This is a genomic window from Mycobacterium sp. OAE908 (genome assembly GCF_017872775.1).
Classification (GTDB): Bacteria; Actinomycetota; Actinomycetes; order Mycobacteriales; family Mycobacteriaceae; genus Mycobacterium.
In genome coordinates this window covers 2,907,692-2,924,579 of record NZ_JAGGJL010000001.1, presented here as the reverse complement: position 1 = coordinate 2,924,579, position 16,888 = coordinate 2,907,692, and the positions used below count along the sequence as shown (strand labels likewise).

Genomic DNA, 16,888 nt, shown 5'->3' with positions numbered 1-16,888 from the left:
TTGCAAGGTCAAGGAGTTTGCTGGCGAGGGGATCTGCGTTGTCGAGTCCGAGAGACCCGTTGAAGGTCGATCCGACAGAGCTGCACTTGACAGCCGACCAGCTCGACGGGCACGCAAGCGATTTCCTGGCAGCTCATCAGACTGCGCATTCGCGGGCGAGCCAGGCGAAACTCGGGTCGGGCTTGTCGGCCGCCGCGTTGCCGCAGATGCTCACGGCCTGGGAGGCCGACAGCGCCCGTTTCGGCGAGCATTTTGCAACGAATGCCCAAGGGCACCGCGAAGCCGCGGCCCAGTATGTGAAGACGGATACCTCGAGCGCTGACGGCATCGACGACGCGAGTGCCGCCCTGTGAGCTGAGCCCGTGCCGCTGAACTTGAGGGAGCTGCGCGAGTGGCCGCCCGAGATCGCGGATCTGGCCGGGTCCACCCGTCAGGCTGCCGCGAACCACACGAACTCCGCTGACTTCTACCGGTCGTTGGCGAAAGCTTCCACCTGGGAGGGGGACGGTGGCGACGCGGCCCGGGTGGCGATGGTGTCGAGCGCCGGTCAACACGAAGCGGTGGCCGAGAACCTGGGCAAGGCCGCCACCGGCATGGAGCACGCCCAGCACGACGCCGAGGGTGTTGCTCAGAAGATCAAGAGCATCCTCGATTACGCAGCGCAGCAGCCCGCGGTGCAGGTCAACGAAGCCACCAACCAAGTCATCCCGCCGGACACCAGCTATCTGGATGACGAGGCAGCGGCGAAAGTCGCAGCCAAGGTCACCGACCTACAGGCGCAGATCGCCGCCGTTCTCGCAGACGGCGAACGCGTGGATGGCGAATTGGCGGGCGCGATCGGAACCGCCACGGGGACAACACCTCCCGTGAAGAAGACGGCGTCCTCGCTGGAAGACCTGCTGATGCCTGGTAGCGGGGAACGGAAACCACCGCCGCGGCCCGATGACGGCACGAAGCAGCCGGACAGTCTGGACAGTGCACTGGATCAGCTGGCCGGAAAGCCCGGTGATCGACCACCCACCCCGGGTGGCCAGGCAGGGGCCGACCCTGCGACGGGGTCGGTCCCGCTGGACCCTAAGAAGGTAGAGCAGTTCAAAGCGCTTGCACGACAGACGATGCTGAACGACGGAGTGCCGCCGGATCAGATTGAGCAGCGACTCAATGCGATGGTCGCGGCAGCGCAAAAACCACAACCCGCCTACACGCCGCCAAAACCAGACAAGATGCCACCGCCGAGTTTCAAGGATGGTTTCGCCGACGGCTGGTTCGGCACCGAAGAAGGCATCCGTGACCTGGTCGGGGCGAACGGCTGGGACGACTTGAAAAAGTCCTGGACCGATATGGCCAAGGGCGCCTGGGACCGGATCACCAACCCCGTCGAGTCCTGGACCGAGGAAGTCGAGCACGCGACGAAATACCCGGCGCACTATTTCGGTGAGAAAGCCGGGGAAACAGCCCTCACGGCGCCGGGCGCCATGTTCGGCGGCGAGGGAGCGCTGGCCGCACGTGCCGGAGCACTCGATGACCTCACGCGCGTCGGGGCCATCCCTCATGGGCTCATCGATAACCCAACTGCAGCAGGCACATTCGAGCATCACACGCCGACGCCGCTCGGCGACCTACCGAGCCACCATGGTGCACCGACACTCGTACCCGATGCGCCGCCGTTGCCGCCAGATCACCCGATGTTCGACGGCTACGATCCAATACCCCCAGGTCCGGAATTCACGCACCCCGACGGCGGGCTGATCTACCCCGACGCAAGCTTGCCCACTAAGCCGTACGCGATACCCGGCACCGTCATCGACAACGCCCAAATACCGCAAGGCACCGTCATCGACCGCTTTGGCAGCCCATTCGGGTCATGGTTGTCGCCGGACGGAACGCCATTTCCGGAACGTGCGCTCCCTCCGGATAGCGCCACTAAGTCTTACTATCAGTACGCGGTTGACGACCCCACCAAACTTCCAGCGGGATTTCGAATCGAGCAATCTCAAGTGGCACCCTGGTTCCACCAGCCGGGCGGAGGTATTCAATACCGTATCATTGGGCCGGACGGAAATGATGCGTCGGTGAATGACTTACTTGACTCAGGATATCTGAAGGATCTGCATGAGTGACTCAATTGACTTCTCGCGACTATCAGAGGCGTGGCAGTATTGGGCGCCGCTAGCGGGTTTGACGAATGCGCAGACCTCGGATGCTCATCCTGGGCACGAAATTCGCTTCAAATCTGATGACTACTCGTTTCATCTGACATACAACGACGGCTGGTGGGTGATTGACACGATCGATGATCGGGGTCAGCTCCACAGCGGTGCCGCCAAGTTCACTACGTACGACCTTGTCGAGAAATACCTAATCTGGCAATGGTCGTCAACCTCTCGGAACGTGCTACGACTTCCCAGAATTGGTGCCAACTTGTACTCACTGGGCCACAATTCCGATGTTCAGTTCATACCTATCAAAGAAGGGATCTACGAACTCCGCATCCCAGAAGGGCGCGCGGTATTGATGGAACCGTCAGCGACAATTTTCAGTCATCTAATGCTGAAATCCGTGAAAGAAATCCAGGAGTTGGTCAAGCCATAAAGGAGGCTATGTGGGCCTATTTAAAAAGCAGAAGCAGCCCGAATCGGACGTTGCCACTAATGCCAAGGTCTACTACTCCACCCCTTTTGGCGACACGACAGACGGAAAACAAAAGCTGTTCTTGCTCGAGCGCGCGGGCATCTTGTACATGCCGGTGTTTCGTAGCGTGGAGTCGATGAAAGAGTTCTACGAACGAATGAATCGAGCCGCCTACATGATCCTCGAAGGGGACGTAGCGGGCGTGATGGACACCAACCGCTCAATTGATCAGATGAAACGGGTGGGGGTTGTCATTGAGCCTTTGAGCGAACACCCAGTTGAGATTTTGCCTGACGCCTGACTGATGCGGAGCGCTGTCGAACGCGTCACCAGGCGTTCGCGTGCAAGTAGTTTTCCCGAGGCATGAGCGGCGGGATGCCGATGGTTTCTGACGTCGCAGCGGTCTCATCGATGCGCTCGCAGTTACTGTCTCGACCATGGAAGGCGACAATTACGAGTTCAAACTTGTCGAGTGGGCGCACGAGTACGACGGCTACGCGCGGCTGGCCCGCACTCCAGAAAACCTGTGGGAAGTAATTCGGCCGGCGCGCGAAGTCTTCGAGCGGACGGGTGAGATTCCCGACTGGGCCGGCGTCGACTTGCTACGTGGCTGGGCTTTCTATCTCGTACGGGCACACCGACACGGTGGTGCCTACGAGCCTCTGCAAGAGGAGTATCCAGAGATTAGGTCAATCACTGAAGCCCTCAATCGCCACCCCAATGCGCGCACCGAAGATCGACCTCCGAGGCGTTGATAGACATCAATATTGAGATCCACCGCGTCGATCGGCCGGAGGAGTCACCACCGGTGCGCGTTACGACTGTCGCGCTTCTCCCGAGTGAGTCACCTCAAGCCAGCACGGTCGCCCGGAAGAGATCGGACAACCGCGCTTCCCATCCGCGGGCGACCCGCCCGGTGCGGGCGTGCTCTGCGATATGCGCACCCACGACAGCGTCAATGAGCGTGGCGGCATCGACGTCGGCCCGGAACGAGCCGTCGGCCTTGCCGGCGTTGATCATTGACTCCAATTCGGCGCGCTGCTTGGCGAGGATGCGGCGGAAGAGTTTGGTGAAGTCGGGATCTTCGTCGGTGAGCATGGCCGCGACGCCGCCGTAGCCGATGCCGACTTCGACGATGTTGACCGCTTCTGTGATGAGCCACCGGAGCCGGTCCGACGCATCGGCCTGCGCGGCAAGCGGTTCGGGTGCCGTTACCCGCAACAAAGCGGCGGACAGCATGTCGCGTCGGTCGCTGTAGCGGCGGTAGATCGTGGTCTTGGCGATGCCGGAGCGTGCCGCGACCGCCTCGACCGTCACCGATCGCGGTCCCTTGGTGCGCAGCAGCGCGAGGGTCGCATCGGCGATGGCGTCGTCGACGTCTTGTCGCTGCACCATTCGCGCCTCCTCCGTCCGGGAATACCAGTCGCCCGAAAAACGCTACACTAAGCGTAGCGATACGCTACACGTAGCGTATCGAGACCGACTAAAGATCGTAGAGAGGTGATAGAGGTGTTGAGGGCAATGCGGAGGGTTTCGATGACGAATGTCGCGTATGTGCTGTTCTTGCTGGTGTTCGTCGCGTTGGGCATGTTCGTCTACGCGCTGGCGACCGGAGGCCCGCTGGTCGGAATTATCGGGATCGGGCTGGTCGCGTTGATGGTCGCGTCTGTCGTGGGGTTCCGCATCGGTGCCCGCAAGCGAGCGGAGTCCAACAACAGCGGCATCGAGATCCCAGGTGAGAACATCTGGGCTCGCCCGCTGCGCCGCGAGCAGATCGACCGGTATCTGCGGAGCTACCGCGGTGCGCAAGACGACCACGATCAGATGGTGCACGCGGCCGCCGAGCCGACGAGACTGATCGATCGGCGCGCGGCCTGACCGAAGCTATACGTAGATTGCTGCTGTTCTCTTGAGCAAGAGCCGCGCTCTCGAGTGGTTGTGGTTGAAGAAGTGTCATCAATTGATGACGCTTTCAGATGCGACAGTTGGCCAAGGGTATCTGTGTGGCGTTCAACTCGCCCGAGTACATCGTGAATGCCGCCGCGGCGCCTAAGTAGAACCAAGCCCCGATCGGGCGAGATTGCAGTGGCAGGATACTGCGCTCGTCGCACGCCAAGGCAGCCACGATTTGCACTGTGGAGCGAAACATCTGACCCTGTGGCCGTCGTTTCGCCAGGACATCGCGGAAGGGACGATGATGGGTGGGGCAAGCACATCGGTCGCAAGCGACTTGGCGGCCCTGCGCCGGATCCGGGGTCCGCGTGACTTGCAGGGATTGTCGCGCGATGAGTTGACAGGACTCGCAGATGCGATCAGAGCATTCCTCATCGAAAAGGTGTCGGCGTCAGGAGGGCACCTCGGCCCTAACCTTGGTGTGGTCGAGTTGACCATTGCACTTCATCGTGTATTCGAATCACCTTGCGATGCACTGATTTTCGACACCGGTCATCAGGCCTACCCGCATAAAATTCTGACGGGTCGCCAAGATGGATTCGACCAGTTGCGCGCATCCGGCGGCCTGTCAGGGTATCCCTCGCGCGCAGAAAGCGAGCACGACTGGGTCGAGTCTTCGCATGCGTCGGCGGCGCTTTCCTACGCGGACGGGTTGGCGAAGGCATTCGAATTGGCCGGCAGTACAGATCGCCACGTGGTCGCGATCGTTGGTGACGGCGCCCTCACCGGCGGAATGTGTTGGGAGGCGATGAACAACATCGCTGCCGGCAAGAGCCGTCGTGTCATTGTCGTGGTCAACGACAACGGCAGGTCTTATGCACCGACGATCGGTGGGCTTGCCGAGCGTCTGACCAGCCTGCGGACGCGTCGGAAGTATGAGCGGCCCCTGGCGGCGAGTCCGGCGACCCTATTCGGAGATCTCGACATCGAGTATCTCGGCCCGGTCGACGGACACGATATCTTCGCACTCGAGATGGCCCTACGGGCGGCAAAGGACGCGGGCGGTCCGGTCATCGTCCACACGGTCACCCGCAAGGGAATGGGATACCGCCCAGCGGAGGAAGATCCGGTTGATCGCATGCATGCTTGCGGACCGTTCAATCCTCGAACCGGCAAACCGAAGGCCGGCGCCGATGTCACCCAGTGGACGGATGTCTTTGCCAGTGAGCTGCTCCGATGGGGCAGCCGCCGCGACGACGTCGTCGCGATCACCGCCGCGATGCCGGGGCCGACCGGTCTGGCGGCGTTCGGAAAGCGGTTTCCCCACAGGATGTTCGATGTAGGAATCGCCGAACAACACGCTGTTACATCCGCTGCGGGGCTCGCCCTCGGCGGCATGCATCCCGTGGTCGCCATCTATTCCACGTTCCTCAATCGGGCCTTCGACCAGATAATGATGGATGTCGCACTGCTGAGACTACCGGTGACATTCGTTCTGGACAGGGCAGGCATTACCGGGCCTGATGGGGCCAGCCACAACGGCGTGTGGGACTTGTCACTGCTAGGCCTGGTGCCTGGCATGCGAGTCGCCGCCCCACGCGATGCTGCGTCGCTCCGTGAACAACTCGGCGAGGCGCTCGAAGTCGATGACGGCCCTACCGCGATCCGGTTCCCGAAGGGATCAGTTGGCACTGACATATGCGCCGTAGAACGAATCGAGGGCGTGGATATGCTCTGCGGCCCGCATGATCCGGATGTTCTGCTGGTCGCGGTCGGGCCGCTCGCGACCATCGCGTTGTCGGCGGCTGCGACACTCGGGGAGCGTGGCGTGGTGGTCGCGGTAGTGGATCCGCGGTGGGTGCTGCCGGTGCCCGAGCAAGTGGTGAAGTTTGCCGGCAAGGCACAGCTCGTGGTGACTCTGGAAGACTCGGGGCTACACGGCGGGATCGGGTCGGCTGTGGCGGCCCGGATGCGCGAGGCCCGGATCGACACACCGGTGCGCAGTGTCGGTGTGCCGCAACGATTTCTCGCTCATGCGACGCGCAGCGCGATTCACGCCGACCTCGGCCTCACAGCCGTGGACTTGGTCACCAACATCAGTTTGTGGGTTGAGCGGGTGGCTGACCACGCGGAGCGGGGCGAGGGCGGCGAGCTGGAATTGCGTTGCGAGGGCCCGCATGGCGTCGGCGTCGCGGGGTCGCAGCCGTTCCAGGGCGCAGAAGGCTAGATGATCGGCGATCATCATGCGACGTACTTGCAACTCGGGCAGTTCGCCGGTCAGCGGTTCTTCCGGCAGTCCTTCGACGATCGCAAAGGTAGCGCCGACGATGAGCGGGCCCACCGAGGACGGCATCGAGCGCGGATCCCCAACGGCAAGGATGTCGGCCACACCCGATCGAACAGCAGGGCCGGCCTTCAAGGAAGGGTGGGGCGCCGCATCCAACAGACGCTGGATCGCCCTCTCGACGGACCACTGCACTCGCTTCAGCATCGTGGTCCAGTGAACAGTTGAGACGGCGGCCAGCACTGCCGCGGCCGGCCGTACCGCTCGCCGGTAGGGAGCGGGCGCATCGACGGCCGCGCACAAGAACGCGGTCGTCGAAATGGTCATATAGGCCATCGCCACCCGGGCGCCGCGACTGTCGATGCACGGGCCGAGCCGGGCCAGCAGTGCGATGCTGCCTAGCGCGGGGACCAGCAGGCGTTGCACTACCGCCCGGGTCAGTTCCTCGCGGTCACGGGCGCCGTACAGCGCCAGTTCGCCGTCTCGCAAGTCGTTGGCCAACTGTGCAGTGACACCGAGGCATCCGGCCAGCTCGCTCAAATCGGCCTCGGCGCAGGCATTTTCGGCGACCAGTGAGCATACGTATAGCATCACCCGTCCGAGCACGCCCTCGCCGTAGACGGTCCGCGGCAGCGGGCATTCCAGGTTTCGGGCCATCACCTGCCCGACATCGGTCAACAATCGGCCGATCCGTTTGCGGCCTTCGTAGGGCAGTTCCGACAGCAGCTCCCGCACGTCGCGGATGCGCTCGGCCAGCACCAGGTCGACCGCTTCGGCGTCTCCGACGGCGATCGCCGGCAGTGGCGGCGGCGTGTCGGTGTCGCCGTTCAGGTAGTCCACGGTGGTGACGACGGCGCCGGCCGCCAGCGGGCGGGCGCTCAGGTCTTCGTAGGCGTGGAGCACCCGACAGGCCAGCAGGGCGGTGGTGGCCTCGGATTGTCGGTCCGCGGGAAGGAAACCGGCTGCGATGCCGAGGTTTCGAGCCGCTGGGACAAGCGCCAGCCGGGCCAACTCGCCCGGTGACCGGGCCGCCCGCATCGCAGCCAAGTCTGGCGTGCTGTGCAGGTGCCACAGCCCGTCGGCCAGGGCGCCGAGTCGTCCCCCGCTCATCGGGACACCACCCGCACCGAGAGTTCGCGTAACTGCTCACGCGCTGGGGAGGGCGGAAATGCATCGATCGCCCGGCAGGCGCTCTGGGCGGCGCGCATAGCGACGGCACGGGCAGCCCGGGTGGCCCCGCTGCGCATCAGGTCGGCCTGCAGGTCGGCACTGGAAGTCAGCCTGGAGAGCCACATTTGACGAGACCCGGGCCGGCTGGCCAGCCATTCGATCACGGGCCAGGTCGGCACTCGTCGGTCGAGGTCGCCGGCGGCCGCCTTGCCCAGCGAGGGGCCGCCCTCGACGTCGCGGACGTCATCCATGATCTGAAAGGCCAGCGCGAGTTGGTCTGCGTATCGCATCAGGGCGCACAGCTGATTGTGGTCGAGGCCGCCGGCCGTGCCGCCGTACGAGCAGGCCAGCCGGAACAGCGTGCCGGTCTTCGCCCGGGCCACGAGTTCGTAATGTCTATGCATGGCGGCGTCGTCTACGGCAGGTGGCACGGTCTCGATGAGCTGTCCGAAAGACAGGTCTGAAATGCTGTCGAGGCAGGTGACGCCGGGGGCCTGACCGAGCCGCGCGAAGGTCGCCGGATTGTCGTCCAGCACTCGTGCGAGTACCTGTAAAGCGTTGCCTACCAGATGAAATCCCGCCCGAGCGGCGTTGCGGATACCGAACGCTGCCGCTACTGACGGCGCATCGCGTCGCAAGAGCGATCCGTCACAGATGTCGTCGTGAACGAGCGATGCCTCGTGGATCATCTCGATCGCGCACGCCACATCGACGGCGTCGCGCAACGGCACCGCGGCAGTCGAGGGCAACAGACGGGCACAGGCCAGCACCATCGCAGCTCGGACCCGTTTACCGGGGACGGCAAGGATGTGACGGTAGATTGCATCGAAACCGCCACCGTTGAGCAGGATTTCGCGCAATCGATCGGCGACCAGTGGCAACTGATCGGATGGGCCGGTCAGCGGACGGTTGTCGACGCTGAGGCCGTCGGATGCGACCAATGTGCTTGCCTCGATCATCATCATTCCCCTAGCGATGTTTCACCAGATAAATCGTCGCTGCCGTGTGGTGCAGGGAGCGCAGTAGTGCGCCACTTCTATCTCGCCAGATTTTGGCGCGGTACTACTTAAGCCCGCGCTAGACCGCTCAACCATGCGACTCAGTAGTACTGCGCCGAGACGCGCATTCGATTGCAGTAGGGCGCTACTGAGAGCCACCCCTCGAATCCGAGCGACGATCTCTATTGCAGTGGTCCCTTGCGTCGGATCTTCAGACGGCGCAAACGAGCGGAGGAGGCAGCGATGCATGCACTTGCACCGAGTACGCCTCGGGTGATGCCCGGACGCACGATTGACACCCTGGACTTGGCGCCAAGCGGTGGCGTTTCTCGCGGGTTCATCCGCGTGGATCTGCACGACCCGGTGTTCTTCGACCATCCGCTCGATCACGTGCCGGGAATGCTGCTGGTGGTGGCCGGTCTTGAACTGGCTGAGCACGCAGCGATGCTGCGGCCGGCCAATGTGAGCTTCCGCCTCACCTTCGCCAAATTCTGCGAGCTCGACGCCGCAATCGAGGTGAGTGCGACACGCGAAACCGGTGGAAACCCGTTCGAATTCATCCAATCAGGCCGCTGCATAGCGACGGGACTGCTGAGTCGACGCGAGGCCGCGCTGCCTGCGGAACTTGCCCCGGTGCCGGCATTTGGGAACGGCTCGATTCCGTGTGAACTGGTGCACCGCGCCGACCCCGGAAATATTGCAATCGGCCCGCTCACAGTCGATACCGGACGCGTCTGGGTCCGCGTACACGAGCAGGCTGCCATCGGCGGAATACCGCCGCGAGCCAGCGCGGTCGCCTCCATCATCGAGGCCGCGCGTCAGTTCGTCATCGCGATTCTTCACTTGTGGGGTCAGCAACCAATGGGGACGAAGATGATATTCGTCGGGCTCACCGCAGACGTGCCCACTGCGATGCCGCACAGTCACATGACGCTGGCGTTGTCGTGGCAGCCCACTCCGCCAGAACAGACGCGCAAAGTCCACATCGACGTGCACGCAATAGGCGATCGAGCGATCAAAGTCGGCTCGATCGTCATCGCGACCCGGTGCGTCGACGAAGTCGAGTATGCGCAATTGCGCGCAGGCTAGAGGCTGACTCGATGGAGGCTGGTAATGACTGATCGGGTCGCCATGTACATCCTTCGTACTCTGTTGGCACTGACCGCCATCGGGCTCACCATTGCGGTCGCGGCGCACCTTCTCGGCGGGCGCCCCGCTGCAGCGGCTTTCGTCGCCGCTTATCTGGTGTGGTTGCTCTCCGAAGCACGAATCACCGTCCGGGCACCCACACAATCGGCCGCTGAGAATCGCACCCTCGTTCCATACGCGGTAGCGCGAATCGCGACGGCACTTACGGCTGCGTACTCAGCGCCCGCGGTGCCCGACAAGTTCGGCGTTGTGCTCGCCGGGGTCTTCGTTGCTGGTGTGACGTTACGCGCGTGGGCGATTCACGAACTCGGCGTCCAATATTCGCACCGAGTGGTACGGATCTCCGACGGTGGCCTCGTTTCATCCGGGCCGTACAGGGTGCTGCGCCATCCTGCTTATGCCGGGATGCTGCTCGCCAACGTCGGTTTCGCCGTTTACTTTTCGAGCCCTGCGAGTATCACGGCATTGACTCTCCTTGTCGCCGCCGTTCTCTGGCGCATCAGGATCGAAGAAGACGTCCTCACTGAATTACCGCAATATCGGGCTTTCGCCAACACACGATCCCGGATTGTGCCGGGGGTGTGGTGATGATCAAGATCATTGACGCACCTGCGGAACTGGCCGACGCTACCGTGGTTGGGCACAAGTTCGCGCGCCAGCAACGCTTACGCGATGCCGGAGTTCCCGTCCCGCCGTTCTTCTGCGTCGTCAGAGAAACTCCGTGGACAGCCATCGCCGATGTGGTTGGCCCCTTTCCCGGTGTCAGCGCCAGTGTCGCGAAATTGACTGCCTGGGCCGAGGAGAGTCGCAGCGCCACCGCACACTTGCGACTCATGCCGGAGACAGAAACCGAGATCCGCGACAAGTATGCGGCCCTCTGCTCACCCGACGTCGCAGTCCGAGCGTGCGTTGTCGGCCGCCACGCACAGCCGGGCGAAGATGACGCTGCCGACCCGTTCGCGGGTCTCACAGATAGCTACCTGTACGTCGGTGCCGACGCGCTCATCGATGCCGTTTCAGCCTGTACCGCATCGCTTTTCAGTGTCAGATCGGTACTCTACCGCGCCCGGCGAGGAATCGACCCCCGAGTCCTCAGCATCTGCGTCGGAGTTCAGCAGATGTTGGACGGCGAGCGGTCGTTTGTCGCGTTCACCCACGATCCTGCTAGCGGTGCCGAAGAAACTGTGGTCGCTGCGGTCTACGGCATCGGAGAAGGTGCGGTAGCCGAACGTGCCGACATCGACCACTTTTTCGTACGCGCGGACGGGATCGGGCGGCTGATCTCTCACAAGACAAGAATGCTCCGCCGGGCTCCGAGCGGTGGTGTTGTCGAATATCGGGTGCCGGATCGGCTCGCCGACCTACCGGTATTCTCCGACGCGCAGATCAGTCAGATCGCAGCACTGGCGGAGACCACCGAGCAGCTGTTGTCCGGACCCCAGGACATCGAGGGCGTCGTCACGGCGGACTCAGCGATTCACCTGGTGCAGGCGCGGCCCGCCACGTCGCCCCAAACGCCGGCGACGACGATCGAATGGACCAATCACAATCTGACTGAGAGCTTTCCGGGCGTCACCACCGCGATGACGTACTCACACGCACGAGTCTTCTACCGCATGAGTTTCCGCGACTTCTATCGCATCGTCGGAGTTTCTGAGAGGCAACTGCGGAGTCGGGAACACCAACTTCGTCGCATGATCGGATACCTCGACGGCCGGGCGTATTACCGCCTGGACGCGTGGTACGCGCTGCACAGCCAGCTCCCCGGGTGGGACGCTCTTCGTCCGATGTGGGAGCGGTCCTTGGGGCTCGCAGAACGGAAACCCGACCCGGGCCAAGTGCTCGAACAGCATTCCATCACAGGCATCATCGGGCGTTCACCGCGACTGATATGGGCGGCCGTGAGTTTTCCCCGCAAATTGCGGAGATTCTTGTCCTGGTGGGATTCCCAGCACATGGTGGGGGCAGGACTGTCGGAAAAGCCGGTCGAAGAAGTAATCGCCACGTATCGCCGAGTCTGGTCAGAAGCCGAATCACGCTGGGGCATACCCATTCTCGCTGGTTACCTCGCTCTGGCCGCCTATGTCGCAGGGAGCGTGCTGGTACAGCGGTGGACCGACTCCCTCGAGGTGGACCTCACTGTCCTGTTGCCCGGAGGACCGCCGAACCGAACCTTGCAGTCGGTGCACTCCACGGTGGCGCTCGCCGAGCAGACAAACGCCAACCCCGCGTTGGCCGCCAGAGTGCTGACTGCCGACGCACGCGATACCTGGGACCGCATCGCACGAGGCGCCTACGGCGGCAAACTTCAGTCCGATGCCCTCACGCACCTCAGGGAATTCGGCGATCGCGCCATGCACGACCTCAAGATCGAGGAGCCGACGCCACGCCAGAGACCTGAGATGATCGTCGACGCCCTGCGGCCGTTCGTTGCGGCGGGAGTGACGATGCAGCAGACGCGTCTTCAGGAATCGACCGCGGCGACAGTCGCACTCGATGAACTACACCGCATCTGCCCGTCACGATGGAAACGCGTTATTCTTCGCGTCGCGGTGCGGGTGGGTCGGTTCCTGGTGAAAGCCCGCGAGGACACTCGGTTCTGCCGCACCCAGTTATACGGATTCTCGCGGGAGGTCATGCGGCGACTCGGGTCTGACCTGGCCGCCGCAGGCTGTCTGGACTCGCCCGAGGACTATGTCCATCTGGAGGTCGAGGAATTACTGGGAGCCTTCGACGGCACCTCCACACACCCCGACCTTCGCGTCCTGGCACGGAGCCGAAAAGACGCCTATCTACAATCGTGCGATCGGCCCGCCCTCGCAGCCATTCTCACAACCGCCCCGCCGCCGATCGCCGCCGCCGACCTTCGTCGCAGGGCTGCCACATCGGCGACCGCAAGTTCCAACACCGAACTCACCGGTCTCCCCTCCAGCGCCGGGATCGCTCGTGGTCGCGCCAAATTGGTACTGCGGCCGGATCTTCCGCCGAGTGAATGCGCTGGGATGATCCTGGTCGCCCGCGAAACCGATCCGGGATGGCTACCACTGATGCTCAACGCAATTGGACTCGTTGTCGAGCGCGGCAGCATGGTCTCGCACACCGCGATAACAGGACGGATGCTCGGAATCCCGACTGTAGTAGCGGTTTCTGGCGCGACCTCGAAGATATCTGACGGCGACGAGATCGAGATCGACGGTAGGTCCGGCATCGTCCGCGTACTCCGCCCCCACTCGCAGAGACCGCGGTGACATCATGCAATTACCGCTGGAGAGCTGTCCGCGCGCTTCGCTCCCGCAGCATCATGTCGATCTTTTTCGCGACGAACCGACACTCGACATCACGTTGGCTGACGGCACGGCGGCGATTGCCGTGACTCGTCAGTGCGACGTACGAACCGTATTGAGTGACAACCACTTCAGTCGGGCACATTTTCACGTGCCTACCGTTGGTGCGGGCGCCGACCTGCCTCTGGCACTGGTCACCTCGGATCCGCCAACCCACACACGTCGGCGCCGGGCCGTCCAAGGATGGTTTACGAAGCGGCGGGCCGAGAAGGCCCGGCCGCTCATCGGCCGCATCGCCGATCAACTTCTCGACGACCTGCTCGCGGCGGGGCCACCAGCGGACATCTTCGCCCAGTTCTGCCAGCCTTTTCCGAACCTCGTGCACATGACCCTGCTCGGGCTGGACACCGCCGATCTGCCCTTTCTCGTGCCGCGAATGACGGTCGCATGGTCAGCTGGTCACTACCACCCTGACGAGGTCACGAAAGCAAACCGCGAGTTGCACGACTACTTCGATAGTCGAGTCAGTCGATCGGGTAGCCAGACGACAGCGGGCGGGCTGATCGATGCCCTGGTACACGAAGAATCCTCAAACAGACTGACCCACGAAGAGATCGTCATGCTCGCCATGGGGCTGCTCATGTCCGGCGCAGAGACGACCGCCAGTCACCTCGCACTGAGTCTCATCGAGGTACTTCAGCATCCCGGACTGGTGGATTCGCTTCGCCGATATCCCGGGCAGATTCCTTCCGCTGTCGAAGAGCTGCTGCGCTGGGTCTGGTTCGGCGGCACGATGGGTGGTACCGCGGGGCGCCCGCACCTCGCAACGGCTGACGTGAAGCTTCACGACCGTGTGATTTCAAAAGGTCAAATCGTCGTTCCCGTACTCGATGTCGCCAACCGCGATCGCGATGTGTTCCCCGCCGCTGACGAGTTCTGCCCTCAGCGGAGTCCGAATCCGCACCTCGGATTCGGCCACGGTCGGCACCAGTGCATCGGAATGGCTTTCGCACGTCTCGAACTGCAAGTCGGCCTGCACACCGTGCTGTCCCGACTGAGCGGACTAGCTCTTGTGACTGCGTCCGAGATCGAGTGGCGCACCCAGATGTTCACCCGCGGGGTATGGAGCCTGCCGGTGACGTGGCAAGGAGGGGGAAAATGACTGCTGCGGTCGGTATCTCGAATTTCATTCTCACCAGGTATCCGCCGGTTCTTGCGACCGTGTACGTCTTGGCGTTCGGCGTGGGAGGAATCGGTCTATTCGCCGCGCTCGCCGGCGAACGGATTCCAGCCAGCGCGATACCGATGTTGGGGGTAGTCACCGTAACCCTGTTCGCCGACCTGCTGATCATGCGTGTCCTCGATGATGTCCGTGACAGCGACTACGACCGCATTGCGAACCCACAGCGCCCCGTGGCGTCCGGCGCAGTTGCGCGGCGGGACCTTTCGGCTCTGTGTGCCCTGTGCCTGATGGTCATCGTCGTCGCGAATCTGTTCTTCCCCAGTGGACTGTTGGTCCTCGCTGTCCAGCTTCTCTACACCGGTGCGCTGATGGCTGTCGGGCAGCGATTCCCGGCCACCCGCGGTGACAACCTCGTCCTGAACGTGCTCGTGAGCTTCCCTGTTCAACTACTGCTGTATGTGTACCTGCTCGCGGCCTCGGCCAAGATCCACGCCGACGCGCCGACCGCAGTCGGTGGTGGGCTGGGAATTCTGATCCTGACACTGTGCGCCGGCCAAGTCGAGTTCGGAAAGAAGCTTGTCCGCCAGCCTGCGCCAGGCGAACGGAGCTACGTCAATTCGATTGGCTATTACGGGACTTCGCTGCTCACAATCGGCACTGGGCCGCTGGCCGTCGCGCTGTTCGCCATCGCTGCGCCTGTCTCGCCGCTCTCCAAGGCATTCGTCGCGTTGCCTTCGATCGGTGTTGCCGCATTCGGCATCAAGTACCTCAGCCACAAAGACAACCGATGGCCTGCAGCGGTATCAACCCTCGGTCTACTGGGCACGCTGGTCGCCTTCGCCATCGTCGGAATGGTCGGTTAGACGCAGAACCAATCCCCTGCCGGTTCGATTGCCGCGTTCGACTCCGCGTGCCAATACTCGTGGAAAACCGAGCAGCGTCCGTCCGATCCGAATCGCATTGTGAGGCAGCCGGATACGGTCCGTGGTTCGTGCGTCGCGGGATCATGAAGAATGCACCAGAATTCCACCGCGGCGCGGTCCCCGCACTCGATCGCACTGCCAAACCAGATTCGCGGGTCGACCTGTCTGGACAAGGTCTCGACCCAATGCGCGCGGATCGCGTCGCGTCCACGATGCGGTTCACCAAACGGGCCGCGAATGTAGTACGCATCGTCAGTGAAGAGGTCGGCAATCGAACTCGGATCCCTTTGTCGCCAACACGACTCGAGTGCGCCGATCCACTCGTCGGCGCTCACGGGTCCTTTCCTCACCGGAGTTGAAACTGCGGAAAGTAGGAGACCGTCTCGTCGATGAGCCGCGCTAGCTCGCGGACACACTGCGGATCACCTCCGAGCGACGCAAGCGTGTGGCGAGCGGCACGGACGATGTGCTGGATGGTTTCCGCGTAGCTGGAAACGATGTCTGGCGCCAACATCGCGCGCTTCAGTTCGGCCCGCGCCTCCGCCGAAGTGCGTGCTTGCCGGTGAAGGCCAATCAATTCCGCACGGCGGGCACTTGACGCAGTGCCCAGGAGATGGACGAGCAGATAGGTCGCAGTGCCGTTTCGCAGATCCTCGTCGCGCTCGGTGACCAAGTCGCGCTGGTCGTTGACCAGTTGACGAAGCACTCCGAGCACCCTGCCGAACGATCGCCAGGCATCGACCCGGTCGGCATCGCGCTCCGCGAGCTGCGCGGCGAGCGCGGCGGACATCCCGTAGGGCGCGCCCGTCTTGCACTCGTAGTTGCGCAGCACATCGTCGAGAGTTGCGTTCTCCGCGTCGAGAACCAGGTCGGTCAGCTGCCCACTCAGTGCGTTGATACATCCGTTGCTGTACTCGGTGAGCAAGCGAAACCGAACGGCGTCCGAGACAGCCAGCTCGCCAACTATGTTGAGCGGCAGATAATTACCCACCGCAATTGCGGTCATCACACCGCGGTTGAATTCCGCGGGATCCGACCGGGCGAGTTGCGGATTGTCGATCATGTCGTCCAGATACCGCGCCGCCGCCCACCACAGTGTGTGCATGAGCGCCACGGGTGTCGCACGCATCGGCGCCCCGGTTTCGGCACCGAATACGAGCACGGGCAGCATGACGATGCCGTTGATACTGGGCGCGGAGCCGTCCAGAGGAATCATGGCGAAAAACGTGTCGACGAACGTCCCCATCGCGTGATCGCCGGCTGAATTGCTGGTCGACAGCCGTTCGGTCATCGCTGAAGCGTGTGCTGCGACCTCTGCCAGCGCGCGCTGCTGTGTAGTCATCTCGAACGCATCGCGTCGTAGCGCGGGCATG

At 63.0% G+C, this 16,888-nt stretch carries 16 protein-coding genes and 1 pseudogene; 12 read left to right on the top strand and 5 right to left on the bottom strand.

What is annotated here, in order from left to right; all coding sequences use genetic code 11:
* Positions 1-38: 38 nt before the first annotated feature.
* The 5 genes from J3E61_RS14390 (at position 39) to J3E61_RS14370 (ending at position 3,386) form a co-directional block, all read left to right on the top strand.
* Positions 39-353 carry an ESX-1 secretion-associated protein gene (locus J3E61_RS14390; RefSeq protein WP_192722279.1) on the top strand — a complete coding sequence of 105 codons (315 nt, stop codon included), beginning with the start codon at positions 39-41 and terminating at the stop codon, positions 351-353.
* Between the two features lie 177 nt (positions 354-530).
* On the top strand, positions 531-2,120 hold the full coding sequence (locus J3E61_RS14385) for a TNT domain-containing protein (protein ID WP_210085560.1): 1,590 nt from the start codon (positions 531-533) through the stop codon (positions 2,118-2,120).
* On the top strand, positions 2,113-2,592 hold the full coding sequence (locus tag J3E61_RS14380) for a hypothetical protein (RefSeq protein WP_210084015.1): 480 nt from the start codon (positions 2,113-2,115) through the stop codon (positions 2,590-2,592). Before J3E61_RS14385 ends, J3E61_RS14380 begins: the two co-directional genes overlap by 8 nt.
* 10 nt (positions 2,593-2,602) lie before the next feature.
* Positions 2,603-2,932 carry a hypothetical protein gene (locus tag J3E61_RS14375; RefSeq protein WP_210084014.1) on the top strand — a complete coding sequence of 110 codons (330 nt, stop codon included), beginning with the start codon at positions 2,603-2,605 and terminating at the stop codon, positions 2,930-2,932.
* 136 nt (positions 2,933-3,068) lie between these two features.
* Complete coding sequence (locus tag J3E61_RS14370) at positions 3,069-3,386, top strand: hypothetical protein (RefSeq protein WP_210084013.1); 318 nt, start codon at positions 3,069-3,071, stop codon at positions 3,384-3,386.
* Positions 3,387-3,480: 94 nt separating this feature from the next.
* Here the strand turns inward: J3E61_RS14370 and J3E61_RS14365 are convergent, their stop codons facing one another.
* Positions 3,481-4,026 carry a TetR/AcrR family transcriptional regulator gene (locus J3E61_RS14365; protein WP_210084012.1) on the bottom strand — a complete coding sequence of 182 codons (546 nt, stop codon included), beginning with the start codon at positions 4,024-4,026 and terminating at the stop codon, positions 3,481-3,483.
* A 141-nt stretch (positions 4,027-4,167) separates the two neighbouring features.
* On the opposite strand from J3E61_RS14365, the gene J3E61_RS14360 reads away from it, so the two are divergent.
* Both J3E61_RS14360 and J3E61_RS14355 read left to right on the top strand, forming a co-directional pair.
* Positions 4,168-4,509 (top strand): hypothetical protein, encoded by a 342-nt coding sequence (locus J3E61_RS14360; RefSeq protein ID WP_210084011.1) that lies wholly within the window; start codon positions 4,168-4,170, stop codon positions 4,507-4,509.
* Between the two features lie 352 nt (positions 4,510-4,861).
* Entirely contained in the window at positions 4,862-6,751 is a 1,890-nt protein-coding gene (locus J3E61_RS14355; protein ID WP_210085559.1) for a 1-deoxy-D-xylulose-5-phosphate synthase, read from the top strand.
* On the opposite strand, the pseudogene J3E61_RS14350 reads toward J3E61_RS14355, so the two are convergent.
* Together J3E61_RS14350 and J3E61_RS14345 are read right to left on the bottom strand one after the other, a co-directional pair.
* Positions 6,668-7,918 (bottom strand): annotated as a pseudogene (locus tag J3E61_RS14350) (hypothetical protein); the annotation flags it as partial. The gene J3E61_RS14355 and the pseudogene J3E61_RS14350 overlap by 84 nt on opposite strands.
* The gene (locus J3E61_RS14345) at positions 7,915-8,937 is read right to left on the bottom strand and encodes a polyprenyl synthetase family protein (RefSeq protein ID WP_210084010.1); all 1,023 of its coding nucleotides are present in this window, start codon (positions 8,935-8,937) and stop codon (positions 7,915-7,917) included. The pseudogene J3E61_RS14350 and the gene J3E61_RS14345, both read right to left, overlap by 4 nt.
* Before the next feature lie 282 nt (positions 8,938-9,219).
* Between J3E61_RS14345 and J3E61_RS14340 the strand changes: the two genes are divergently transcribed.
* The 5 genes from J3E61_RS14340 to J3E61_RS14320 all read left to right on the top strand — a co-directional run bounded on the left by J3E61_RS14340 (position 9,220) and on the right by J3E61_RS14320 (position 15,455).
* Positions 9,220-10,065 (top strand): hypothetical protein, encoded by an 846-nt coding sequence (locus tag J3E61_RS14340; protein ID WP_210084009.1) that lies wholly within the window; start codon positions 9,220-9,222, stop codon positions 10,063-10,065.
* Between the two features lie 24 nt (positions 10,066-10,089).
* Positions 10,090-10,713 (top strand): hypothetical protein, encoded by a 624-nt coding sequence (locus J3E61_RS14335; protein ID WP_210084008.1) that lies wholly within the window; start codon positions 10,090-10,092, stop codon positions 10,711-10,713.
* The gene (locus tag J3E61_RS14330) at positions 10,713-13,373 is read left to right on the top strand and encodes a hypothetical protein (RefSeq protein ID WP_210084007.1); all 2,661 of its coding nucleotides are present in this window, start codon (positions 10,713-10,715) and stop codon (positions 13,371-13,373) included. Before J3E61_RS14335 ends, J3E61_RS14330 begins: the two co-directional genes overlap by 1 nt.
* A gap of 187 nt (positions 13,374-13,560) precedes the next feature.
* Positions 13,561-14,571, top strand: coding sequence for a cytochrome P450 (locus J3E61_RS14325; RefSeq protein WP_210084006.1), 1,011 nt, complete (start codon positions 13,561-13,563; stop codon positions 14,569-14,571).
* On the top strand, positions 14,568-15,455 hold the full coding sequence (locus J3E61_RS14320) for a hypothetical protein (protein ID WP_210084005.1): 888 nt from the start codon (positions 14,568-14,570) through the stop codon (positions 15,453-15,455). Before J3E61_RS14325 ends, J3E61_RS14320 begins: the two co-directional genes overlap by 4 nt.
* On the opposite strand, the gene J3E61_RS14315 is transcribed toward J3E61_RS14320, so the two are convergent.
* Both J3E61_RS14315 and J3E61_RS14310 read right to left on the bottom strand, forming a co-directional pair.
* Positions 15,452-15,850 (bottom strand): nuclear transport factor 2 family protein, encoded by a 399-nt coding sequence (locus J3E61_RS14315; RefSeq protein WP_210084004.1) that lies wholly within the window; start codon positions 15,848-15,850, stop codon positions 15,452-15,454. The genes J3E61_RS14320 and J3E61_RS14315 overlap by 4 nt on opposite strands.
* An 11-nt stretch (positions 15,851-15,861) precedes the next feature.
* Positions 15,862-16,887: a polyprenyl synthetase family protein gene (locus J3E61_RS14310; RefSeq protein WP_210084003.1), complete on the bottom strand. Its 1,026-nt coding sequence runs from the start codon at positions 16,885-16,887 to the stop codon at positions 15,862-15,864.
* Between the last annotated feature and the right edge of the window lies 1 nt (position 16,888).

Bases quoted from the DNA above. Each gene is read 5' to 3' on its own strand.
- J3E61_RS14370 (WP_210084013.1), top strand. From the start codon at position 3,069: ATGGAAGGCGACAATTACGAGTTCAAACTTGTCGAGTGGGCGCACGAG.
- J3E61_RS14385 (WP_210085560.1), top strand. From the start codon at position 531: ATGGTGTCGAGCGCCGGTCAACACGAAGCGGTGGCCGAGAACCTGGGC.
- J3E61_RS14335 (WP_210084008.1), top strand. From the start codon at position 10,090: ATGACTGATCGGGTCGCCATGTACATCCTTCGTACTCTGTTGGCACTG.
- J3E61_RS14380 (WP_210084015.1), top strand. From the start codon at position 2,113: ATGAGTGACTCAATTGACTTCTCGCGACTATCAGAGGCGTGGCAGTAT.
- J3E61_RS14340 (WP_210084009.1), top strand. From the start codon at position 9,220: ATGCATGCACTTGCACCGAGTACGCCTCGGGTGATGCCCGGACGCACG.
- J3E61_RS14310 (WP_210084003.1), bottom strand. From the start codon at position 16,887: ATGCCCGCGCTACGACGCGATGCGTTCGAGATGACTACACAGCAGCGC.
- J3E61_RS14330 (WP_210084007.1), top strand. From the start codon at position 10,713: ATGATCAAGATCATTGACGCACCTGCGGAACTGGCCGACGCTACCGTG.
- J3E61_RS14345 (WP_210084010.1), bottom strand. From the start codon at position 8,937: ATGATCGAGGCAAGCACATTGGTCGCATCCGACGGCCTCAGCGTCGAC.
- J3E61_RS14320 (WP_210084005.1), top strand. From the start codon at position 14,568: ATGACTGCTGCGGTCGGTATCTCGAATTTCATTCTCACCAGGTATCCG.
- J3E61_RS14360 (WP_210084011.1), top strand. From the start codon at position 4,168: ATGACGAATGTCGCGTATGTGCTGTTCTTGCTGGTGTTCGTCGCGTTG.
- J3E61_RS14365 (WP_210084012.1), bottom strand. From the start codon at position 4,026: ATGGTGCAGCGACAAGACGTCGACGACGCCATCGCCGATGCGACCCTC.